19 protein-coding genes and 1 other RNA gene are annotated in these 23,709 nt (G+C 55.5%); 8 read left to right on the top strand and 12 right to left on the bottom strand.

Annotated features, from left to right (window positions below; translation table 11 throughout):
- The first annotated feature begins 272 nt into the window (after window positions 1-272).
- From ycgZ to fdhF, 4 genes are all read left to right on the top strand, one after another.
- Window positions 273-512: a regulatory protein YcgZ gene (ycgZ, locus tag AC3WOK_RS02810; protein WP_023335405.1), complete on the top strand. Its 240-nt coding sequence runs from the start codon at window positions 273-275 to the stop codon at window positions 510-512.
- Window positions 513-516: 4 nt separating this feature from the next.
- Window positions 517-837, top strand: a complete 321-nt coding sequence (locus tag AC3WOK_RS02805; RefSeq protein WP_063956012.1) for a hypothetical protein — start codon at window positions 517-519, stop codon at window positions 835-837.
- Window positions 838-866: 29 nt separating this feature from the next.
- Complete coding sequence (locus AC3WOK_RS02800) at window positions 867-1,145, top strand: biofilm/acid-resistance regulator YmgB/AriR (protein WP_023311323.1); 279 nt, start codon at window positions 867-869, stop codon at window positions 1,143-1,145.
- A 191-nt stretch (window positions 1,146-1,336) separates the two neighbouring features.
- Entirely contained in the window at window positions 1,337-3,487 is a 2,151-nt protein-coding gene (gene fdhF / locus AC3WOK_RS02795) for a formate dehydrogenase subunit alpha (RefSeq protein ID WP_492353894.1), read from the top strand.
- An 86-nt stretch (window positions 3,488-3,573) separates the two neighbouring features.
- Here the strand turns inward: fdhF and AC3WOK_RS02790 are convergent, their stop codons facing one another.
- From AC3WOK_RS02790 to AC3WOK_RS02765, 6 genes are all read right to left on the bottom strand, one after another.
- The gene (locus tag AC3WOK_RS02790; RefSeq protein ID WP_059312088.1) at window positions 3,574-4,215 is read right to left on the bottom strand and encodes a helix-turn-helix transcriptional regulator; all 642 of its coding nucleotides are present in this window, start codon (window positions 4,213-4,215) and stop codon (window positions 3,574-3,576) included.
- 243 nt (window positions 4,216-4,458) lie between these two features.
- Window positions 4,459-4,971 (bottom strand): fimbrial protein, encoded by a 513-nt coding sequence (locus tag AC3WOK_RS02785; RefSeq protein ID WP_492353893.1) that lies wholly within the window; start codon window positions 4,969-4,971, stop codon window positions 4,459-4,461.
- An 11-nt stretch (window positions 4,972-4,982) separates the two neighbouring features.
- Complete coding sequence (locus AC3WOK_RS02780) at window positions 4,983-5,930, bottom strand: fimbrial protein (protein WP_492353892.1); 948 nt, start codon at window positions 5,928-5,930, stop codon at window positions 4,983-4,985.
- A gap of 1 nt (window position 5,931) precedes the next feature.
- Window positions 5,932-8,475 carry a fimbria/pilus outer membrane usher protein gene (locus AC3WOK_RS02775; protein WP_492353891.1) on the bottom strand — a complete coding sequence of 848 codons (2,544 nt, stop codon included), beginning with the start codon at window positions 8,473-8,475 and terminating at the stop codon, window positions 5,932-5,934.
- Window positions 8,476-8,519: 44 nt separating this feature from the next.
- On the bottom strand, window positions 8,520-9,197 hold the full coding sequence (locus tag AC3WOK_RS02770; protein WP_492353890.1) for a fimbrial biogenesis chaperone: 678 nt from the start codon (window positions 9,195-9,197) through the stop codon (window positions 8,520-8,522).
- A 57-nt stretch (window positions 9,198-9,254) separates the two neighbouring features.
- Window positions 9,255-9,785, bottom strand: a complete 531-nt coding sequence (locus tag AC3WOK_RS02765) for a fimbrial protein (protein WP_492353889.1) — start codon at window positions 9,783-9,785, stop codon at window positions 9,255-9,257.
- Window positions 9,786-10,232: 447 nt separating this feature from the next.
- On the opposite strand from AC3WOK_RS02765, the gene AC3WOK_RS02760 reads away from it, so the two are divergent.
- Entirely contained in the window at window positions 10,233-10,892 is a 660-nt protein-coding gene (locus AC3WOK_RS02760; RefSeq protein ID WP_492353888.1) for a winged helix-turn-helix transcriptional regulator, read from the top strand.
- 69 nt (window positions 10,893-10,961) lie between these two features.
- Window positions 10,962-11,591 carry a helix-turn-helix domain-containing protein gene (locus AC3WOK_RS02755; RefSeq protein WP_492353887.1) on the top strand — a complete coding sequence of 210 codons (630 nt, stop codon included), beginning with the start codon at window positions 10,962-10,964 and terminating at the stop codon, window positions 11,589-11,591.
- Window positions 11,592-11,635: 44 nt separating this feature from the next.
- Here AC3WOK_RS02755 and AC3WOK_RS02750 read toward each other — a convergent pair whose 3' ends face one another.
- The 3 genes from AC3WOK_RS02750 to ydiJ all read right to left on the bottom strand — a co-directional run bounded on the left by AC3WOK_RS02750 (window position 11,636) and on the right by ydiJ (window position 15,379).
- On the bottom strand, window positions 11,636-11,830 hold the full coding sequence (locus tag AC3WOK_RS02750; protein ID WP_003857766.1) for a YdiH family protein: 195 nt from the start codon (window positions 11,828-11,830) through the stop codon (window positions 11,636-11,638).
- Window positions 11,831-11,915: 85 nt separating this feature from the next.
- Window positions 11,916-12,326 (bottom strand): 1,4-dihydroxy-2-naphthoyl-CoA hydrolase, encoded by a 411-nt coding sequence (menI, locus tag AC3WOK_RS02745; protein ID WP_264438892.1) that lies wholly within the window; start codon window positions 12,324-12,326, stop codon window positions 11,916-11,918.
- Window positions 12,323-15,379 (bottom strand): D-2-hydroxyglutarate dehydrogenase YdiJ, encoded by a 3,057-nt coding sequence (gene ydiJ / locus AC3WOK_RS02740; RefSeq protein WP_492353886.1) that lies wholly within the window; start codon window positions 15,377-15,379, stop codon window positions 12,323-12,325. The genes menI and ydiJ overlap by 4 nt, the downstream gene beginning before the upstream one ends.
- 199 nt (window positions 15,380-15,578) lie before the next feature.
- Between ydiJ and ydiK the strand changes: the two genes are divergently transcribed.
- Complete coding sequence (gene ydiK, locus AC3WOK_RS02735; RefSeq protein ID WP_047348843.1) at window positions 15,579-16,694, top strand: AI-2E family transporter YdiK; 1,116 nt, start codon at window positions 15,579-15,581, stop codon at window positions 16,692-16,694.
- A gap of 209 nt (window positions 16,695-16,903) precedes the next feature.
- An RNA gene (rprA, locus tag AC3WOK_RS02730) (antisense sRNA RprA) lies at window positions 16,904-17,011 on the top strand.
- Window positions 17,012-17,016: 5 nt separating this feature from the next.
- On the opposite strand, the gene AC3WOK_RS02725 is transcribed toward rprA, so the two are convergent.
- The 3 genes from AC3WOK_RS02725 to ppsA form a co-directional block, all read right to left on the bottom strand.
- The gene (locus AC3WOK_RS02725; protein ID WP_492353885.1) at window positions 17,017-19,392 is read right to left on the bottom strand and encodes a glycoside hydrolase family 3 N-terminal domain-containing protein; all 2,376 of its coding nucleotides are present in this window, start codon (window positions 19,390-19,392) and stop codon (window positions 17,017-17,019) included.
- A 3-nt stretch (window positions 19,393-19,395) separates the two neighbouring features.
- Entirely contained in the window at window positions 19,396-20,796 is a 1,401-nt protein-coding gene (locus AC3WOK_RS02720) for an MFS transporter (protein WP_492353884.1), read from the bottom strand.
- 233 nt (window positions 20,797-21,029) lie between these two features.
- Window positions 21,030-23,408: a phosphoenolpyruvate synthase gene (ppsA, locus tag AC3WOK_RS02715; RefSeq protein ID WP_063429787.1), complete on the bottom strand. Its 2,379-nt coding sequence runs from the start codon at window positions 23,406-23,408 to the stop codon at window positions 21,030-21,032.
- Window positions 23,409-23,709: the final 301 nt, after the last annotated feature.

Genomic DNA, 23,709 nt, shown 5'->3' with positions numbered 1-23,709 from the left:
TTGCCTGACAAATAATTTACATCTCAATCATTTACGGCAGTTATAGAAACATTTTTCTGTGCTGTACAACTTACCAGTGCCGGCTCAATTTGTACAATATATCCTGTAACGTTACCGGTTCGTGACAAGATTATAACTCACTGAAAACAAACTAATTTATAAAATATATCATAAAAATATTAAAAATCTGTACATTTTAAGTGTACAGATTTAGAAATTGTGTATACCTTAATTGTAACGTTAGTGATTACAAAATTTTACAGGAGCGAAACATGCAGCAGAAAGGTTACGCCACAGATTCCGCAGCAGCGATCGCACAGTACTTCGAAAAGGCCGCGCTTCCTACTCAACAGGAGACGCTGGGTCAGGTGGTTGTCGAAATCCTCAGCGACGGGCGAAACCTTAATCGCAAATCGCTCTGTACCAAACTGCTCAGCCGCCTCGAAAAGGCCGAGGGGCCGGAAGAGGAAGAGCATTACCACATGCTGCTTGGTCTGCTCTTCGAACGGTAAGGTTATGAATAGCAGTAACGCAGACCGACTGATCGACCAGCTTATCGGTGAAGCCGTTCTCTCTCTTCTTAGGGAGCGGGGGCCAGTGACAACCGAAGGATTGCTGCAGCGTCTGCGGAGCATGAAAGAACATGAAAAGGATCCCCGGCGGCGGGAGACACTTGCGGTGGTGATTGCCGAAATCGGCTCAAACAGCATCGCCTTTACACGTCGCAGAACCGCGCAAGGACGAACGAAAAGAGAGGGACCTCTCAACGATAACAGAGACAATGTTGTGCCGTTATTTGGAAGTGGAAAACCGTCCGATCCCAAAAAAATACATTGACTGCAATTTAACAGCTACGGTGAGAACAAATGAGACAAAATATTCAGCTTCAACCCGAATACCATTCTGCTTTTTTAGACAGTGCGCTGTCGGAATACTTCCGTCACGCAGGCGATCGTTTTGCTGAAGAGTCCGCTGTTTTTTCTACTGCAGTACGCTGTGTTCTGGCCTCCGAGGGGCATCTGTCTAATAAGGCAATTATCCTCTGGCTCATTCAGACGCTGGAAGCCACCCACGACGTGGTTCAGGCGGATGTGATTCGTAAGACCCTGGAAATCGTGGTGGGTTACACGATGGACGATCTCTGAGCTCCTGCTCGCCATGCCTCTCTAACGTGTCATCGTCAAAACTGACGAACAGCCTGACGATGACACGCGCCCTCCTCGCTTAACACCCTGTAAAACCAGCAAAGTCGATCTGGCACGGATCCTGCTTACCTCCGTTTACGGGACTGGATTTCCAGTCAACTTTGCTTCATTTCTTAACAGGTCTGTTATTGATGAAAAAGATCGCCAGCGTCTGCCCGTACTGCGGTGCAGGCTGTAAATTAAACCTTGTCGTTGAAAATAACCGTATCATCCGTGCCGAAGCGGCAGAGGGGGTCACAAACCAGGGCACCCTGTGTCTGAAAGGATTTTACGGCTGGGACTTCCTCAACGATACCCGTCTGCTCACCCCGCGCCTGACTCAGCCGATGATCCGCTACCACAAGGGCGAGGCATTCACGCCCGTTACCTGGGAAGAGGCTATCCGCTACACCGCCCACAGGCTCAGCAGCATTAAAGCGCAGCACGGACCGCGGTCGATCATGACCACCGGCTCCTCCCGCGGAACCGGCAATGAAACAAACTATGTGATGCAAAAATTTGCCCGCGCGGTGCTGAACACCAACAACGTGGACTGCTGCGCGCGCGTCTGTCACGGCCCTTCCGTTGCCGGTCTGCAGGAAACGCTCGGCAACGGCGCAATGAGCAATTCAATCAACGATATTGAACACTCAAAATGCCTGCTGGTGTTTGGCTATAACTGCGCGGATTCCCACCCTATCGTCGCCCGCCGGGTGCTAAAAGCGCGTGAAAATGGCGCAAAAATTATCGTCTGCGATCCGCGACGCATTGAAACGGCGCGTATTGCCGATCAGCATCTGCAGCTGAAAAACGGCAGCAATATGGCGCTGGTCAATGCCTTTGGCTACGTGCTGCTGGAAGAGGAGCTGTACGACAAAAGCTACGTGGCGCGCTTTACGGAAGGGCTTGAGGCCTACCGGCAGACGGTGAAAGACTATGCGCCGGAGAAGGTTGAACATCTCACCGGGATTCCCGCCCGTGACGTTCGCCAGGCGATGCGCACCTTAGCGGCGGCCCCTTCCGCCACCGTGATGTGGGGAATGGGCGTGACCCAGTTTGGTCAGGCCGTCGATGTGGTAAAAGGGCTTTCCAGCCTGGCGCTGCTGACCGGCAACCTCGGTCGCCCTGCCGTCGGCGTCGGTCCCGTGCGCGGTCAAAATAACGTACAGGGTGCCTGTGATATGGGCGTGCTGCCGAATATGTTCCCCGGCTATCAGGATGTTACCGATCCGGCGGTCAGGCAGAAGTTCGCCGATGCCTGGGGGATTGACGTTAAGGCGATGGACGATCGGGTCGGAACGCGCATTACCGAAGTGCCTCACCTTGCGCTGGAAGGCAAGGTCAAAGCCTATTACATCATGGGGGAAGACCCGCTTCAGACAGAGGCCGACCTCGGCCTGGTGCGCAGCGGTTTTGAAGCGCTCGATTTTGTCGTGGTTCAGGACATCTTTATGACCAAAACGGCAGAAGTGGCTGACGTTCTGCTCCCTGCAACCTCCTGGGGTGAACACGGCGGCGTCTTTACCTGCGCCGACCGTGGCTTCCAGCGTTTTGGCAAAGCCATTGAGGCCAGCGGCAACGTGAAGCGCGACTGGGAAATCATCAGCCTGCTCGCCACCGAGATGGGCTACCCGATGCATTATGACTCCAACCAGCAGATCTGGGATGAGATGCGCGAGCTGTGCCCGCTCTTCTACGGCGTAACGTATGAAAAAATGGGCGAGATGGGCCACGTGCAGTGGCCGTGCCCGACGCTGGACCATCCCGGCACACCGTACCTGTACAAAGATAATCAGTTCGATACCCCGAGCGGTAAGGGGCAGCTGTTCGCCGCACCGTGGCGCGCACCGGCGGAAACCCCGGATGCAGATTTCCCGCTGGTGCTCTGTACGGTACGCGAGGTGGGGCACTACTCCTGTCGCTCCATGACCGGGAACTGCGCCGCGCTGCAAAGCCTGGCCGACGAGCCGGGCCGGGTGCAAATGAACCCTGTCGATGCGCACAAGCTGGGCATTACTGACGGGCAGCTGGTCTGGGTGCGTTCGCGTCGCGGAAAAGTTATCACCCGCGCCAGCGTCAGCGAACGCATCAACGCCGGGGCCGTCTATATGACCTATCAGTGGTGGATTGGTGCCTGCAACGAGCTGACGCAGGATAACCTCGACCCTATCTCCAAAACTCCGGAAACGAAATACTGCGCGGTGCAGCTGGAGGCGATTGAGGACCAGCGCTGGGCGGAGGATTACGCGGCGTCTGCGTACCAGTCCATGAAGTCGCGGCTGATTAGCGCGGTGAATGTATAAGGAAAAAGAGGCTCACCCAGTGAGCCTCATCCCACTGATAAAGTGCGATTTGTGAGTTTCTCCCGGCGGCGCTACGCCTAAGCGTATTACCCGGAGTTATTGACCAGAAAGTCACGCAGCATGTTCGGGCGATTGTTCTTCTCCACCATTTTGCGAATCAGAGCAATCAGTTCAAAATCACTTCGCAGATTGAATTTCTGCATCATCATATACTTATGCGTAAAAACGGTTTTATCGCTCATCTTCAGCACGCGGGCGATCTGCACCACTGATAATCCCCTGTAGAAATTGCCCATAATGCGAATTTGCTGCGGTGATAGTATTTTATACTGACATTCGAAACAGCTAATTTTCTTCCAGATATAACCGGGTGACTGCACGCTATGCCAGGCAATAAACAGCACCTGGCTTAGATAATCGAGCGAGGCGCTGCGGGGAATAAAAATAATATCCTGAAAACAGGACGGCAACGCTGAAAAACGCAGGGCATCCTCAACCAGACCTATCACGATACCTTTCTGTCGCGCCTGCAATTCAGGAAAACAGGTGAGCGTCTCTCCCTGACATAGCGTAATAACGATAATATCCGCCGTACTGACGTTATCGTGGCTAAGCTCAACGCCAAAGTGGATTTCCCGCTTAAAATTGCGCCAGAAGAATTCCATAAGGAAACGCCGCAATCCATGGTGAAAAAATTGATCTGTCTCTTGAATCAGGATATTCAGCATAGCGAGTACCAATGTCTGTTAATCAATAAGGCTTATACCCTAAATAATTCGAGTTGCAGGACAAAACGGCTTGCCGTTTTGAACAGCGCTTGCGCTGGCCCCAAAGGGGCGAGGCCACAGGCCGAGTAACGCGGCAAGGGAGTGAATCCCCAGGACCTTACATAAGTAAGTGACTGGGGTGAACGAGTGCAGCCAACGCACATGCAACTTGAAGTATGACGGGTATATCAACACGCTTGTGTCTTAGTTGTATTGCATCGTCATGACAACAACTGCACTGATACTCCCTGGCGTCGCACCACCGCTAACCGATTCAACCGCAGCCTGCATGGCCATGGTGGCGGTTCTGTCTGCCGCAATAGTTTGCGTTATGCTGGAACCCGTTCCCTTTAGCGTCCCCGTATCGGCCTCACGCATGGCAACCGCCACATTAGTCGCCGAGCCGCTGTTCATATAGTAGTCCGCACCCGCCACGGGATCGGGGGTGCCGGTAAACGACACCGTCACGCTGCGCGTCCCTACCGGACATTGCGTGAACGACAGAGTAAACGGCACCGGGTCGGATGAGGAGCCGGGCGTCGCCATATTGGTCGCCTCTGTATTGCCGAGATTAATATCCAGCTGCGTATTCCCGCCGTTAAATATGCACGGAGAGGCCACGATATTTCCCGTCACACCGACACTGACGCTATCGGCGGATAACACCTCCCAGCTCAGCAACATAAGCATGAGTATTTTCTTGTGCCGTATATTCATCCTGTTACCTGTTACTGGTAGGTTATATTAAGCGTGGCAGAAGCATTGGCCGAGCCTGATTCGACGGAGCTTAATGTCTGGTAATAGCGCGCCGTTAACGGGAGCGTCTCCTGCCCCCCCGCAGACTGTTTTAATAAAAGACGGCTGTTCAATACCAGCGGCGTACCGTTATATAAAAGCTGCACGCCGATACCTTTAGCCGTACCGGCACTCCCCTGTCCCGTTAATGCCATTACGCTGTTATCGGCGCTGTCGGGGTTCTGTATTCCGCCGAGCGAGACCGAAATATTGGTACCGGCGCTGCAGCTTAATCCCAGATTTTGCGTATTCTGTACGCCCGCAGGCGTGGTTCCCACGCCGCCGGTGAACGCTGAAGCCGGAATATCGCCAAAGGCAAACGTTAGCTGAGGCGTGTTAATACTGCATGCGAGGACGTTAATCGTTCCGGAGGTGAGCTGCGTGGGAAGGCCGTCGCGATAAACGCCGTCGCTTCCCTGAATGGTCACGACGCCGATAATGCCCGGCGCTAAATCACCCGATTCTACCGGCCCCGTCACCACCAGCTCGATTTTTCCGCCAAACCAGTTCACATAGGAGGTTTGCGCGCTATAAGAAAACGTGTTGCTCGGGTTATCAAAGGTATTGCCGGACGAAAAGCGAATGCCAATCCCGCTGAGATTCGTATTGTAAACGTGATTACCGTAGCTGCTCAGCGTGGCATTGTTGTACCGCATGCTAAACCCCAGCATGAACGGGTTGCTGCACCCGGTAAGATACGCCCCCGTCGCTGTCGCCGCACCGGAGAAGATGACTGTCCCGACGGGCGCATCACGCTGAACGTTAATGGTTCCCACCGCCAGCGTAGACAGCTGCGGAACGATGGTAGTGCAGGTGCCGGCACGGGCTATATTCCAGCCGGTGAGTAAGCACACGAATAAAATGATCTTTATGCCTTTCATATTACTGTTCCTGGCGACAGCGGGCGCTGGTGTCAGCAATGCCGCCGTTCTCTGTGTGTTTTGGCAGGCTGAAATCGGCGCGACACCGCTGGCTGGCCTGATTGCCCCATGTCGCAACGACCGTTCCCTGCTCGGGCATGCCGGTTAAATAAACCTGACCGCTATCGCCCACGAAAAAGCTGCCGTTGGAATTACCCTCAAGGGTGACCACCGCCCCAAACGGCACGGCGCGGTTATTGTCCGATAGGGTCATCAGCACCTTACGGCCGACGCTGGAGATATACTCGGCCTTCACCACCGCGCCACGCGTCGGCGTCACCGTGCGCGTATTGATCTCCAGCTCCACGTCATCAGGCATATTTTCCGGCGCGAGGGCGAGATCGTTTTTCCGGTACACGGAAAGATTGCTGACCACCGTATAGCCCCGGTAATCCGTACGTACCCCGGCCTGATTGCGGATACCCACACCGTGGGCGCCGGGCGCTTTAATCAACGCATTGGTTTCACCCAGCGGCTGAGAAAACGTCACGCCATCCGCGTGGGCAAGCACGCCCCCCTGTACGCCATAATTCAGTCGCTCACTGTTTCTGTCATAGCCGTATCCCACCGAGACGTCACCGTAAGTGCCTTTGTAATCGCCGTTCATGTTGCCGCTATAGCCCACGCCCTGGGTGCCGTATCCCTGCTGCACGTTCCAGCTCAGGGCCCTGTTTTCAAGGGCTACGCCATTCATACCGACGGTGTGCGTTGCGCCGTTATTCCTGCTGGCGTTCATGCCATAGTTCACCCACGTCTGTGGCAGGAATGCGTCCAGCGGCACGCTGACGTTAATCGCCAGAAGCCGATCGCTGTCATAGGTTTTGCCGCTCTCGCTCCCGGATGAGGCTGAACGACCATTTTTGCTGTATGTCCAGGTCACGCCATAGCTGATGTTGTGCCAGTAGTTGTTGTAGCCAGCGCTCCAGGAGACCATCGACGTGCCGGAATTCCAGTAGTCTTCCCGCGCTGCGCTGAGCGTCATCGCCCCCAGACTGCCCCCCAGCGACTGGCTCATCGTCAGCTCTGCCCGGTTTCGCCGCCTGTCCTGCAATGCGCTGCCGTCTCCCCAGGAGTCCAGCACTTCCTGCATCCCGTAATAGCCGCGGGTGGAATAGCGGTATCCCGCAATTGAAACGTTCGTGCCGGTATTCACCATGTTCTTGCTGTAGCGCACGCGCCAGGATTGCCCCTGAGTTTTGGCGGCGTTATCCGGCGTTGACCAGCCCTGCGTGACGTCGGCGGAAAGCGCGCCCGCCTCCCCCCTATTTGTCCCCAGACCTAAGGCCAGAGACTGGTATTTACTGGAACCCTGCAGCCCGCCGTAGATCGTCATACCGTGCTGCAGACCGTAAATTCCGGTCAGTTGCCCGAACGGCGTTTTCTCCACGCTGGGGTTATAGGCGCGATAATTTCCCCCGGTGAGGGCATACTTCAGCCGCCCTTCCCGCTGCAGCACCGGCAGCGAGGCATAAGGTTGCGTGAAGTGTTGCTCGCTACCGTCAGCCTCTTTTATGGTCACATCGAGATCGCCCGCGCCCCCGGTGGGGTACATATCCGCAATCTCAAACGCGCCCGGCGCCACGTAGCTTTGATAGATCTGGTAGCCGTTCTGCCGTACCACGACCTGCGCATTGGTGCGCGCAATTCCGCGCACCACGGGAGCGTAGCCCTTCAGGGAGTCGGGCAGCATGTCATCGTCCGAGGCCAGTTGACCGCCGCGAAACGGGATACCGTCAAACACGTCCGCAGGCGTGGAGCTGTCGCCAAGCGTGAGCTGGGCCTTAAGCGGGATCACGGCGCGCTGCGCGTAGGTGTACACGCTGTCCCATTTATCCTGCCCGGAAGCCTCCCGTGACCAGGTGGTATAATTGCGAAAACGCCACGGCCCGATATTGCCCCCCGGACGCAGGTTCACGTACTGACTGGCGCTGCTGCCACCCTGCCCCGTTTTCGCCCGGCTGTTCGCGGCGCTCAGGCTGTAATTCAGCATGGCCGCCGTGATTCCTTCGTCCCACATTTGTGGCGACACATAGCCCCTCGCCGGCAGATCGACTGCCGCCTGAGGAATGCTTATCACCAGACGCTGAGCGCCAAACTGAAAATCGGCGCTGGCCTGCGGAATAGCCTGCAGATCCACGCATCCCTGCTTGCCTGAAGCGAGCTGAGGAAATAGCGCAGTTCTGACGCCCCACTGTTTTAATTGATCGATGCTCAGGCAGGGCTGCAATACCTCATTACCGCTGTCGGTTTTCAGCGCGGTAAAGGTTATATCAAGGGTATCCATTAACTGGTCGTCGAGAATAACGTCAACGCGATACGTTCCCGCCGCCTGAGAGCCAGATTCAAAGGCCGATAAATCAGCTTTGCCCATACCGGGATTATCCAGCTCAACCAGTTCCGTATTAAATGTTTCACTGGCATATAGCGTCGGGGAATGACCTGCAAGCGCTAAGGCGATAAGCATCGCCAGGCGCGCAGGTCGCCTCTTTGTATTTAACGTTGTCATTACGAGTAACCTAATTAATGCTCACGTGCCCGTCAGTAACACAATCACAAACGGGCCTGGTGTGTGCTCCCTGGGCTGCCATAGTCGTTAATAATTTTAAACGTAAGCATATTGCCGCTGCTCCCCGGCGGTAATGTAAACCGCGCGAAAGAGCCGGGTAAAACATACGTCACATCATCAAGTTTTTTACTCCCTACGGTAATCTCATTAAAATTAATCACGTAGGGCGTGCTATTAGTTACCTGAAGCTGATTACCTGTTCGTTGCCAGGTTAATTTATCCGCCTGCTCTTCTGGTGTTGACGCACGCAGGCCATCCGGTCGGTAAATCAGTTTAATACGTGTTTTTACCGCAATTTGCAGAGCGTTCATCTGTTTCGTCGCGGACGGAATGGCTTTGATATTCAGCCAGAATAAGCTCTCTTGCCCCTGAGGCAGTGCTCCCGTCATGACGATACGCTCAAGGTTTTTTTGCCCACCGTCCAGACGATAGAGCGGCGGAGTAATAATAAATGGCGTTTTACCAGAATTCCCGTCCTGCATTTCTACCCATGACTGAATTAACAAGGGGGTAGAATCAGGATTATTAATATTGATTGATGCTTCTTTTTTTGCACCATCAAATATAATTCGGGTGCCGCCAATAATTACCCCGGCACTGGCGGTCGTTATCATTAGCGATAACAGTGCCACAGCCAATCCGGCGGTTTTGATACAACGCATTTTATACCTCATAAAACAAAGGGGCCGGGTGGCCCCCTACTGATTACTGCAAAAGACTTAGTTATAAACCACAGAGAAGTTTGCCACCGAGTTAGCTGGCCCCATGGTCACGGTTGCCGCGGTTGAAATATACTGTGCGTAGAAGTTCAACGTATTATCGGCGGTGCTGCTCAGCGTATATGTATGGCTATTGCTGCCGTGCAGCGGTAAGTCTGCCTTATCCGCCGTCATCAGGTTAATCGCCACGCCCGTTGCCGCCCCCGGAACGGATGAATCAATAGCCAGCAGGCTGGCATTGGTGACATCCGGCGTACCGTCAAAACGTACTTTGGCGTTAGTCACCGTCACCGGGCAGTTTTTCAAGACAATATTGAATTGAGTTGCCGCTGTTCTTGCTCCCGTCGTGGGGAATTCCGTCTTATAATAATCGCCCAGCACAACCACCTGGTTCTGAGAAGCGATATCCACATCACAGGCAGAATCAAGAATATTCCCGTTAAAATTAACCGTTCCTGCCGCAGCGAAAACCGGGTTTAGCGGCAGCGCAGCACTTATTGCAAGCATCACCATCATTATATTCTTTTTCATCACATCACACTCTGTATCATTTTATTAATTACTGAAGTTGGGCTAAGGCGCTGATATGTTTAAATACCGCACTGCGCCTTACCGTTTATATATTGCCTGGCATTAATTAGATAAAAACCACTCGCGGCTTGTGTAGTACAAACCGGAGTAGCCCTGCTGACGAGTCAAAATTTATACAACTCTTTTTCAGCGCACAATCTATTTTGAGGTCTAGCTGTAGACTCACCTTTAACAAAAATAAAACATCTCCCTGAGAAACACCTTATTTCCACTGCTCCAGGTCTATTTTTAGACCAGCAATACAATTTCTTAAAATTCATGAAATTAGGTTTTAGCTGCCGCCCAGTCTATTATTAGACCTGCCTAAATCATTCCCTGACATGCTGTTTTTTAAGATAATTCTCTATGCCGATCAAAAAATGATCGAATCAGTGAGTGAGGTATCTGATGAACACGCGAATGGCACCGGAATTAAGTAAAGAACACTCCACCGTGTTGGGTGTAAAACCCTTTGAGAACATTGAAAAATTAATTGATAACATCCTTCCCTTTGCAGAAAGACGGATCGTGTTAAAAGGTGATATCGTCCATTATTATCAAAACGATATTCGCCAGTGTTTTTTACTTACCCAGGGCAGCGTGGCCTTACACCGCCGCGGCGACGGCATTGTGCTAAATTCTGAATCATCCCCCTTTATTCTCGGCGTGAGCAGTCAGTTTTCCTCCGAGCATCTTTATGTCAGGGTTCTGGAAACCGCCGAAATAGCAGCCGTTTCGCTGGAGTGCTTTAACCATGTGGTTGCACAGCAAAACTTATGGGAGCATTTTTCAAAGCTGCTGATTTATACGGCTTCACGCGTGTATGAACATTGCGCGCAAATATCGCAAATGTCGGCCTATGACATCATTCGTTTTCAGCTTGTTGAACTCATGCAGGAGCCGGACGCAATACGGCAAAATATTACTGCGGCGGCGTATATCAAAAGCCGAACGTATCTTTCACGAAGTGGGATCATGCGAATACTGGCGGAATTACGCACCGGGAAGTACATCACCATGGAGCGTGGAGTGCTGCTTGACGTTCACCATCTGCCGCGAAAATATTGATAGCCGGCGTGCCTGCTTCCAGGAGAAGCGCTATAATTAGCCAGGTTATTTTTAAGGTTGTCGGCTACCATGTCCCTTCCAGAAAAGTCTCACCGGGGTTCCCCCTACGCGCAAGAGCTTATTTCTCACCTGTTGCCTGATTGCACAACGCGACGTACCGCTCGCGGCGAGCGCCTGTACCTGCAAATCAATGGTCAGGGGATGTGCTATTTAATTCTTGAGGGGACGGTCGCCGTCTACCGAAGAAGCGATGATATGATGCTGTCTACGGCCCGCAGCCCCGCCGTCTTCGGCCTCGCTAACCTCACCGACATTTATTTTAATGACTACCTGAAGACCGTCAGCCCCTGTCTTATCGGAACGCTCACCACCGAACGGCTGAATGAGATTATCAAAGAAAAGGCGCTATGGGGGTTACTTTCTAAACAGCTCATGTTTGTTTATAGCCGTCTTTATAACAACGTGATGCAGCAGGGTGCGCCGACGGCGTATGAGATGATTCGCCAGCAGCTTATGAAGCTGATGGAGGAAGAAGAAAGCTATCGACTGGGCGTGACGGCGGAAAGGTATATCAGAGAGAAAACCCAGCTCTCCCGCAGCGGCGTGATGCGCATTCTGGCGGATTTAAAAACCGGCGGATTTATCGAAATGGAAGAAGGCAGGCTTATCAGAATCAACAAACTCCCCGCCCGATACTGAATTTCAGACACAAAAAAGGCCGCTGTCGCGGCCCTTTTATTCTCTCAATGGACGTGAACGCCCAACCGCCAGGCAAAGTAGATCTCTTCTTTCAGCTCATTCGAAGAGAGCGCCAGCAAATCTGTAAATTCCAGCTCAAGCTGTTTCAGCTTTTTCAGGTATTGCGCCGGAGACAGGTTGCTTTTATCGCGACGTAAATATTCAATTGCCAGCTGTGTTGGGGTTATTTCAGTATCCATGATGTCCTCGCTTATGTACAAAACCTGACCAGTATATCACAAGCGACTGACTAGTTTTTGACCAAAGGCAAAACATCTGAAAACTTTACACAACCGCCGTCGTCAGCCGCGACGAGCAGCACAAGCGATCCTGCTCATCGAGAATATCTATCTGCCACACCTGATGGCGGCTACCGGCATGCAGGGCGCGACAAACGCCGCGCACGCGCCCGCTGCGCACCGAGCGAATATGGTTAGCGTTAACCTCAAGCCCGACAACCTTCTGCTCCCCTTCGGTGCAGAGATACCCCGCCACCGAGCCCAGCGTTTCGGCCAGCACGACGGATGCCCCGCCGTGCAATAAACCAAACGGCTGATGGGTGCGATGGTCGACGGGCATGGTGGCCTCAATCTCATCGTCGCCAATGCGGATGAACTGGATATCCAGCAGCCCCACCATATTCCCCTCGCCCATGGCGTTCAGCGCCTGCAGCGTCACGGCACGTTTCCAGATCATCCAATTATCTCCAGTAAAGCCTGCAATGGGTGACGCACGCCGTTACCCTCTACCCGTTTTACCTGGCTGCGGCAGGAGTAGCCCGTCGCCAGGCAGCGGTTTCGCGGCAAACGCTGCATCGCCTGATGCCAGGACAGCTCATAGATGCCGAGCGAGTTGGCGTGATTTTTCACTTCATGTCCGTAGGTGCCAGCCATGCCGCAGCAGCCCACGTTGACGCTCTCCAGCTTCGCGCCGAACCGGGCAAAGACGGACGCCCACTGGCCGGGTGCGCCCGGCAGCGCGGTCACTTCCGTGCAGTGGCCAAACAGATACCACGGTTCACCGCTGACATCCTGAACCGCTTTGTCGTCCAGGGCCATCGGCAGCCACTCGTGCACCAGCATCACGTTGAAATCGCCGCGCTTATCGCCCAGCGTCTGCCTGTATTCATCGCGATAGCAAAGCACCAGCGCCGGATCGACGCCGACCATCGGTATCCCCAGCTGCGCCACGCGATTTAAGAAGTCGGCCGTTTTCCGCGCGGTCTTCGCAAAGCGCGTCAGGAAGCCTTTGATGTGCTGCGCCTTGCCGTTCGGTGAGAACGGCAGAACCACCGGCTGATAGCCTAGCTTTTCCGACAGGCGGATGAAATCCGCAACCACCTGCGCATCGTAGTAGCTGGTAAACGGATCCTGCACCACCAGCACCACGTTCGCTTTTTGCTCAGGGGTAAGCGCCTCCAGCTGTTCCAGGGTCATGTTCGCCGAGCGATGCCCGACGAGCTGGCGCTGCAGAGACGGTACCGACAGCAGCGGGAGATCGACCATCCCGATGTGTTTTTCGGAGAGCTTGCGCACTAGCGGCTGGTTGATAAAGAAGTTAAAGGTCTTTGGCGCGCGCGCCATCAGCGGCGCGTAGCTCTCTACCGTCGCCACCAGATGGTCACGCACCGGACGCAGATAGCGCGTATGGTAAAGCTGCAGGAAGCGCGAGCGAAATTCCGGCACGTCGATTTTAATCGGGCACTGGGTGGAGCAGGCTTTACAGGCCAGACAGCCGGACATTGCCTCTTTCACCTCGTGGGAGAAATCGTACTCGCCCTTGTTGGCATGCCAGCTGTTGCGGGTGCGCTCAATCAGCGAGCGCAGGCTGGCCCGTTTTTCCGGCAGCTCCTGCTCCAGCTTGAGCGGATCAACCCCGCGGTCGGCCAGCAGACGCAGCCATTCGCGCACCAGCGTCGCCCGCCCTTTCGGAGAGTGAATACGGTTGCTGGTGATTTTCATCGACGGGCACATCGGGCTTTTGACATCAAAGTTAAAGCACAGGCCGTTGCCGTTGCACTCCATCGCGCCGCGCCAGGAGGAACGCACCGCAATCGGGATCTGTCTGTCGTACGTGCCGCGCTTAACGGCGTCCACCTGCAGCATCGGGGCATCGACCCCTTCCGGCGGGCAGATTTTACCCGGGTTAAGGCGGTTCTCCGGGTCGAACGCTGCCTTCACCTTGCGCAGCTCCGCGTAGAGCTGTTCGCCAAAAAATGCCGGGCTGTATTCCGCGCGGAACCCTTTCCCGTGCTCGCCCCACAGCAAACCGCCGTATTTGGCGGTTAAGGCCACCACATCGTCGGAGATCTGTTTCATCAGGATCTCCTGTTGCGGATCGCACATATCCAGCGCCGGACGCACATGCAGTACCCCGGCATCAACGTGGCCGAACATGCCGTAGCTCAGGCCGTGGCCGTCCAGCAGGGCGCGAAACTCAACGATATAATCCGCCAGATGCTCGGGCGGAACGCAGGTATCTTCGGCAAACGGAATCGGCTTCGCTGCGCCTTTCGCATTGCCGAGCAGGCCCACGGCTTTTTTACGCATCGCATAGATACGCTCGATACCGGCCAGGTCGTTACAGAGCTGCCAGCCGATTACGCCGCCTTCGCCCTGGGCAATCAGCTCATCCAGCCGCTGGCAGAGGGTGGTGACCTGGCGCTCAATCAGCGCCGCATCATCACCGGCAAATTCGACGATATTGAGGCCCAGCATCTCTTTATCCGGCACGTCGGTAATCAGCTCGCTTACGGAGTGCCAGACAATGTCTTCCCGGGCCAGATTGAGCACTTTAGAGTCGACGGTTTCCACCGACAGCGCCTGCGCTTCCACCATAAACGGCGCATTGCGCAGCGCGGAGTCGAAGGAGTCATATTTGACGTTCACCAGGCGACGCACCTTCGGCAACCGGGTGATATCCAGCCGCGCCTCGGTGATAAACGCCAGCGTCCCTTCGGAGCCGGTGAGCACGCGGGTTAAATCAAACTGGGTCAGATCGTCGTTAAAGACGTGACGCAGATCGTACCCGGTCAGGAAGCGGTTCAGCCTGGGGAATTTGTCGAGGATCAGCTGACGGTTGTCGCGGCAGCGCTCCAGCACGGTACGATAAATACGCCCGATGGCGGTGTTATCTTTGCCCAGCGTTTCCGCCAGCTCAACCGCCATCGGCTGGGTATCGAGGATATCGCCCCCCAGCAGAACCGCACGCACGCCCAGCACGTGATCGGAGGTTTTCCCGTAGACCAGCGAGCCCTGGCCGGAGGCATCCGTGTTGATCATCCCGCCTATGGTCGCGCGGTTACTGGTGGAGAGTTCGGGCGCGAAGAAGTAGCCGTAAGGCTTGAGATACTGATTAAGCTGATCTTTGATAACGCCCGCTTCGACCCGCACCCAGCCCTCTTCAGGGTTGATCTCAATGATGCGGTTCATATAGCGCGACATATCAATAATGATGCCCTGGTTCAGCGCCTGACCATTGGTCCCGGTGCCGCCGCCGCGCGGCGTAAAGACCAGCGAGGCGAAGCGCTCCTGCGTGGCCAGCCGGGCAATCAGCGCCACGTCGGCCGTTGAGCGAGGGAAAACGACGGCATCGGGAAGAAGCTGGTAGATACTGTTATCGGTCGCCATCGTCAGCCTGTCGGCATAGTTCGTGGCGGTATCACCTGTAAAACCCTGTTGCTCCAGTGCCTGCAAAAAATTAAGCACCAGCTGAACGACGCCAGGTGCCTGAGAAATCTGTGGGATCATAACTGTCGACCCTAATTAGAGTTGTATGAAATCGTTTGCGTGTATCTTAAAAGTTTTATCACATTTTTTTCTTATAATCTCTGCTGAATTACAGGCAGAATTCGCCTGTCAAAAACCGCTGAGATCATTAATGATTAGAGAGACGCGGTTTTCCGTTCCCGCCAGCCCCGCTGGCGTTCTGTTAAGGAAAGTTTCATTTATGGTCAATCTTCGCCAGCCCAGGGATGTTGCGCAAATTTTGCTGTCGGTGCTGTTCCTGGCCCTCATGATTATTGCGTGTCTGTGGATTGTTCAACCCTTTATTCTCGGCTTCGCCTGGGCTGCGACCGTTGTCGTTGCCACGTGGCCTTTGCTGCTGCGCTTGCAGAAGCTGCTGTTCGGCCGCCGCGGGTTAGCCGTGCTGGTCATGACGCTCCTGTTATTCCTGCTGTTTATTATTCCCATTGCTCTGCTGGTGAATAGCCTGGTGGATTCCAGCGGTCCGGTTATTCGCGCCATTACCAGCGGCGACCTGACGCTGCCGGATCTCGCCTGGCTGAACAGCATTCCGCTGGTGGGTGCCAAACTTTACAGCGGCTGGCATAGCCTGCTGGAGATGGGCGGCAGCGCGCTGATGGCAAAAGTCCGCCCGTATATTGGCACCACCACCACCTGGTTTGTGGGTCAGGCGGCGCATATCGGCCGCTTTATGATGCACTGTACCCTGATGCTGCTCTTCAGCGCCCTGCTCTACTGGCGCGGCGAGCAGGTGGCTTTAGGGGTTCGTCACTTTGCCACCCGCCTGGCGGGTAAACGCGGTGACGCCGCGGTACTGCTGGCGGCGCAGGCGGTGCGTGCGGTTGCGCTGGGCGTGGTGGTCACTGCGCTGGTGCAGGCGGTACTGGGCGGTATCGGTCTGGCCATTTCCGGCGTACCGTACGCCACCGTGTTTACCGTGGTCATGCTGATGACCTGTCTTGCGCAGCTGGGACCGCTGCTGGTGCTGGTCCCCAGCATTATCTGGCTCTACTGGACGGGTGATACCACGTGGGGAACGGTTTTGCTGGTCTGGAGCTGCGTGGTCGGCACCATGGATAACGTTATTCGTCCGATCCTCATCCGCATGGGGGCAGACCTGCCGCTCATTCTGATCCTCTCCGGGGTCATTGGTGGACTGATTGCCTTTGGCATGATCGGCCTGTTTATTGGCCCGGTGCTTCTCGCCGTCACCTGGCGCCTGTTCTCCGCCTGGGTGCATGAAATTCCGCCGCCGGCAACTGACCCGGACGTGATTTTGAGCGAACTGGAAGAGCTGGAAGAGAAAAACACGCATTAAGTTTGTTTGCCGGGTGGCGCTAACGCTTACCCGGCCTACATTCCCTCGCACAATACTTTAACACTGCTAAAGTATTTATTCGTTACTCACTGGTCAGACCCGCTGTTCCTGCACTAAACCTGCCTTTAACCTCAAGAAATCTTTACGTCTCTTTAACTATTGAGACGAATCCGATCGACGCTAAAAGGTGACATGCCTACTATTAGCACACGGTTATAAATCAACACCTTGATTTATAAGCATGGAAATCCCCTGAGTGAAACAACGAATTGCTGTGTGTAGTCTTTGCCCATCTCCCACGATGGGCTTTTTTTTATCCTGATTACGCGCGCGCAACCTGACAGGTACTCAGCATCCGCCACGCCGCTGGCAGCACCCGCGTTTCCCCGGTCACATTCACCGTGACCACCTCACGGATATCCGCCGACGATGCGCCAACCTGCAGCTCAAACTCTCCCGGTTCAACGATGCGTTTCCCGTCCCGACGGGTAAAGTTGAACATCTCAACCGGTAGCGTAAAGGTGAGCGTGGCGCTTTCGCCTGGCGAGAGCGTGATGCGCTGGAAGGCCTTCAGTTCCTGAAGCGGTCGAACCTGCGTGGCAACCTTATCTCTGACGTAAACCTGCACCACCTCGCTGCCGCTGCGCTCCCCGGTATTGGTGATATCCACGCTCAGCGTCACCTCACCGTCAACCGGTACGTCGGCTTCCGCCACCCTCGCGGCCCCCCAGCTAAACTGCGTCCAACCGAGGCCGAAGCCAAACGGGTAACGTGAACCGAAATGGAACGCAAACGGCGTACCGCCGCTTTTGAGCTTGTGATTGTAGTAGTACGGCATCGCGCCGGCGCTTTTCGGCACGCTCACCACCAGGCGCCCCTGCGGCTCGGTACGCCCCGTTAAGACGTCAGCAATGGCCCAGCCTCCTTCCTGCCCCGGCGCCCACGCCACTATCAGCGCCGCCACCTTATCCTCCAGCCCCTGAAGGTTGTACGGACGCCCACCTGTCATCACGACAATCACCGGCTTGCCCGTCGCCACCAGCGCCTCCAGCAGCTGTTGCTGCACGCCCGGCAGATTCAGGGAATCGGTATCGGAACCTTCCCCCACGGTGCCGCTCTGGAACAGCCCGGCGAGATCGCCCACGCAGGCCACCACCACATCACTCTCCTGCGCAGCCTTCACGGCCTCGGGGATCAGGGCGATACTTTGCGATACCGGCGACTGCTGCATCGGTTTGCCGCCGCTATCGCCCGGGAAGACCGGCGCACCCGCCATCCGTTTTTCGATGATGTGACACCCTTTGGCATAGCGGACCTGAGAGGCACCGAGATAGTGCTCCAGCGCCGCGCGCGGGGTCGTCACCTGCGAGGTCTCTTCCACCATATCGCTGATGATCAAATGCACCGGGAAGCTGTAGCCGCTGAGCAACGCCAGCGGGTCGTCCGCCGTCGGCCCCACCACCGCCACCCGGGGTTTGCCGCCGAGTGGCAAAATGCCGTTATTCTCAAGCAGCGTTAACGATTTACTCGCCACGTCCCGCGCGACCTGGCGGGTCGTCTCATTTTGCAGATCTATACCGTTTTCATCGGCATACGGCTTTTCAAACAGCCCAAGGCGGATTTTTTCGGTCAGCACGCGGCTTACGATCTCATCCACTTTCGCCATGGAAATCAGCCCACGCTCGACGGCCTCGGCCAGGTGGCGCGCGCAGTCATCCTTCGGCAGCTCGACGTCCAGCCCGGCGTTGAACGCCAGCGCGGCAGATTCGGCCGCATCGTGTGAGACCCCATGGTGCTGGTGCAGAAGGCTGACGCCGCCGTAGTCGGCGACAACGATCCCGTCGAACCCCCACCGTTCGCGCAGAACGGTGGTCAGCAGGAAGCTGTCGCTGTGCCCCGGCTGATTGTCAATATCGTGGTAGGCCGGCATCACCGAACCGGCATCGGCCAGCTTCACCGCCATTTCAAACGGCAGCAGGAAGGTATCGTTAAGCTCGCTAAAGCCCAGGTGCACCGGGGCATGGTTGCGCGCCCCTTCGCTGAACGAGTGGCCCACGTAATGTTTCAGGGTCGCCAGCAGGTCGCGCTTGTCGCCCTGCAGCCCTTTCACGTAGGCGGTGGCCATCACCCCCACCAGCCAGGGATCTTCCCCGAAGGTCTCTTCGGTTCGCCCCCAGCGCACGTCGCGGGACACGTCCAGCACTGGCGCCAGCCCCTGCTGACAGCCGACGGAGCGCGCCTCTTTGCCAATCTGTTCTGCCGCCCGCTGCACAAGCTCCGGGTCCCATGTTGAACCGTAGTTCAAAGACGACGGGAACAGCGTGGCCTCTTTGCACAACAGCCCCACCAGACACTCTTCATGGAACAGCGCCGGTATGCCGAGACGCGTCTCTTCCATCATCATCCGCTGCAGGCGGTTAGCCGCGCGCACGCCGGTTTTTGCATCAACGATATGGGTGCCCAGCGGTCGCGTAATCTGCCCGACGCCCAGCTTTAGCCGCTCGCTGAGCGCAGCCTGCTCGCTCACGCCGGCGAATTCATCGCTCAGGTCGCTTCGCTCGCGGTGGTTGCCGTTTTCATCGAGGATCAGCCAGTACGCGTGCATCTGGGCGAACTTCTCTTCCGGGGTCATGCGCGCCAGTAGGTCGGCGACGCGCTCGTGCACGGGACGTCCCGCGTCCTTATAGATAGCTGTCATGTTTTACTCCTGTATTGCGGAAGGGGTTGCCGGGCTGAGCTGCCCCGCTTCGGGTCTTACTTCACGTTTGCCAGCCAGCTCCCGGGCAATGGAATCCACCAGCCGGCTGTTGAGCTTGTAGATGGCGAGCAGCGCGACCATGCAGAGGAACAGCGCGCAAGGGATGAGGGTAAACAGGGCGTTGATGGTCGAGAGAACGCTCGGCGCCTGGGTTGCCTGGCCGGGGGCGTAATCCACCATGCCAAGCACCCAGCCGACGACCGCCCCGCCCAGCGCCAGGCCAAACTTGATGGCAAACAGCGCGGTGGAGAACACCAGCCCATCCAGACGACGGCCGCTGCGGTGCTCTTCGTAGTCGACTACGTCGGAGAACATGGTCCACTGGAGCGGCGTGGTGAGGTTTTGCACAAAGCTGAAGACAATGTTGAGGCCAAAGATGAGCCAGACCTGCGAAGGCGGCAGGAAGAAAATCAGCGCGCCGAAAATGACGAAGGAAATAATGGTCCACTGATAGGCGCGCACGCGGTCAAATTTCCCCAGCAGCCGTTCAGATAATAATGCGCCGCTTAAGGAGGCCACCATTCCGGAAACAATAAAGGCAAAGACCAGATCCGGGCGCAACAGCACGTAGTTGACGTAATACATCGTGGCGGAACCGCGCGTTACCACCGCCGTTAACAGCAAAATATTAAACAGGAACACAATACGCCACTGGCCGTTTCCTGCCAGCAGTTTTAAATCGGTGAGCATGGAGCCGGAGGTATCATTGCGCGGAGAATAACGCTCGCGAGTCATAAGGAAACAGCAGAAGAACAGCACAATCCCCAGCAGCCCCATCAGGCTCATGGCATAGAAATAGCCTTTCTGCACGTTGCCCTGGCCTAACAATGAGACCAGCGGCAGGGCAATAACCGTCACAATCAGCCCGCCGATAAACGACAGGCCAAACCGCCAGGACTGCAGAGAGTGACGCTCGCGCGGATCCAGCGTCAGCGCGCCGGGCATGGCGCAGTAAGGCACGTTAATGGCGGAGTAAATCAGGCTTAAGATTGCATAGGTCACGCAGGCATAAACGATTTTTCCCGTCGGCCCGGCGTCCGGGACATAGAAGGTGATCAGGCAGCTCACGCCAAACGGAATGGCAAACCACAGCAGCCAGGGGCGAAAACGACCGTGCCGCGTTTGCGTGCGGTCGACGAGCGCACCAATGCACGGGTCGACAAACGCATCGACCACGCGCACCACTAAAAACATGGTGCCCATTATCGCGGCGGGCAATCCAAAAACGTCGGTATAGAAGTAAGCAAGAAATAACGTTGCCGTTTGCCAGACCAGCGCGCTGGCCATATCACCTAAGCCATAGCCTATTTTATCTTTGGTACGCAATACAGAGGAGATTGTCATTGTTATTTGCCTTTTTATCAGGTTAAAACGTATTTCAACCAGTTGCGCATCATTGGTAGGGAATTGCGCAGTAAGGCTCAAGTATTAGCAACGCTTTGCGCGCTAACAATTGTCTAAATTAACAGTCAAATTATGATATTTGGTTTTTTACTTTATTTGTGATGGGGAGCATATTCGGGTGGAAATAAAAAAGGCGAGGAGATATCTCCTCGCCTTTATCCGTTTTTAAGCGGTTACTTGTTCAGTTCCGCCAGGCTCAGCCAGGTTTGCACCACGGTGTCCGGGTTCAGGGACAGGCTATCAATCCCCTCTTCCATCAGCCATGCGGCAAAGTCTTCATGGTCGGATGGACCCTGACCACAAATCCCGACGTATTTACCCTGCTTCTTCGCCGCGCGGATGGACATGGAGAGCAGCGCTTTCACCGCCTCGTTACGCTCGTCGAACAGCTCAGAGACCACGCCGGAGTCACGGTCCAGACCCAGCGTCAGCTGCGTCATGTCATTCGAGCCGATAGAGAAGCCGTCGAAGTGCTCGAGGAACTGCTCGGCCAGCAGAGCGTTGGACGGAATTTCACACATCATGATGATCTTCAGCCCGTTCTCGCCGCGCTTCAGCCCCTGACGCGCCAGCTCGTCTACCACGGCTTTCGCCTGGTCCACGGTACGCACGAACGGGATCATAATCTCCACGTTGGTCAGCCCCATGTCGTTGCGCACGCGTTTCACCGCGTCACACTCCAGCGCGAAGCAGTCGCGGAAGCTGTCGGACACGTAGCGTCCGGCCCCGCGGAAGCCCAGCATCGGGTTCTCTTCTTCCGGCTCGTAGCGCTCGCCGCCCACCAGGTTAGCGTATTCATTAGACTTAAAGTCCGACAGGCGCACGATCACGCGTTTCGGATAGAACGCCGCGCCCAGCGTCGCGATCCCTTCGGTCAGACGGCCGACGTAGAACTCTCTTGGAGAGTCGTAGCCTTTCATCATCTCGCGGATTTCGTTCTGCAGCTTCGGCTCCTGGTCGTCAAACTCCAGCAGCGCGCGCGGGTGAACGCCAATCATACGGTTGATGATGAATTCCAGACGCGCCAGGCCAACGCCTTCGTTCGGCAGGCACGCGAAGTCAAAGGCGCGGTCCGGGTTGCCGACGTTCATCATGATCTTCAGCGGCAGGTCCGGCATGGTATCTACGCTGGAGCTCTTCACGCTGAAGTCGAGGATATCGGCGTAGACGTAGCCGGTATCGCCTTCGGCACAGGAGACGGTTACGTTCTGGCCGTCCTTCATGCGCTCGGTGGCGTCACCGCAGCCGACAACTGCAGGAATACCCAGCTCGCGCGCGATGATGGCGGCGTGACAGGTACGGCCACCGCGGTTGGTGACGATAGCCGCGGCCTTCTTCATGATCGGTTCCCAGTCCGGGTCGGTCATGTCGGTTACCAGCACGTCGCCGGGCTCTATGCGGTTCATCTCGCTAATGTCGTGGATCACTTTCACCGGTCCGGCACCGATGCGGTGACCGATGGCGCGACCTTCCGCCACGATTTTGCCCTGCGCGTGCAGCGTGTAACGCTCCATCACCTGACCACGTGAACGGACGGTTTCCGGACGCGCCTGCACGATGAACAGCTTGCCGGTGTTACCGTCCTTCGCCCATTCGATATCCATCGGACGGCCGTAGTGTTTTTCGATCTGCACCGCCTGCTTCGCCAGCTCTTCTACTTCGGCGTCGGTCAGGGAGAAGCGGTCGCGCTGCTCCTGCGGCACATCTTCAATTTTCACCTGCTTGCCATGCTCCTGGGTCGGGGCATAGATCATGCGGATTTTTTTCGAGCCCATGGTGCGACGCACCACCGCCGGGCGGTTAGCCGCAAGCGTAGGCTTGTGAACGTAGAATTCGTCAGGGTTAACCGCACCCTGGACCACCATCTCACCCAGACCCCACGCAGAGGTGATAAACACCACCTGGTCAAAGCCGGATTCGGTATCGATGGAGAACATTACGCCGGATGAGCCTACGTCCGAGCGAACCATACGCTGAACGCCAGCGGAAAGCGCTACGCCGCGATGGTCATAGCCCTGATGCACGCGATAGGAGATGGCGCGGTCGTTAAACAGGGACGCAAAGACGTGCTTCACCGCCACCAGCACGGCATCGTAACCCTGGACGTTCAGGAAGGTTTCCTGCTGTCCGGCAAACGAGGCGTCCGGCATATCTTCTGCGGTTGCAGAGGAGCGCACGGCAAAGGAGGCCTGCGCATCGTCAGCGGAGAGCTGGTTGTACGCGTCGTGAATGGCTTTTTCCAGTTCCGGCTGGAAAGGTGTGTCGATGATCCACTGGCGGATCTGCGCCCCGGCTTTGGCAAGCTCGGTGACGTCATCAATATCCGTTTTATCCAGCAGGTCGTAAATGCGCTGGTTAACACCGCTCTGGTCTAAAAACAGGTTAAAGGCATCGGCGGTGGTGGCAAACCCGTTCGGTACGGAGACACCCATACCCGACAGATTTGTAATCATTTCACCCAGGGAGGCATTTTTGCCCCCAACTCTGTCTACATCATTCATGCCGAGTTGGTTATACCAAAGCACCAGCGGTGACGAGCCATTGTTGGACATCGAAACAATCCTTTTGTGATATTTGATCGGAGTAAGAAACACCTGACTACGTATTTATACTGGCATAATTATTTCCGCTAAAAAAACGGTGAATCGTGTAAGCAATTTAAATTTTCAACTTTTCGGATACTTTCCCACCAGTCAATAACCCGATGATTCCTATATATTCAGGCAGAAACCACAAAAACAAAGTCGCTATTTGAAAAATGAAATCTGCTTTTCAGGAAAATCAAAAACACCGTTTCATTTATAATTAGGACAAGTTCTTTGCTGTGTAATTAACTTTTTTAATTTATGCTTT

This window comes from Enterobacter sp. FW301-JW81, assembly GCF_058788735.1.
This window is presented reverse-complemented; position numbering and strand designations above follow the sequence as displayed.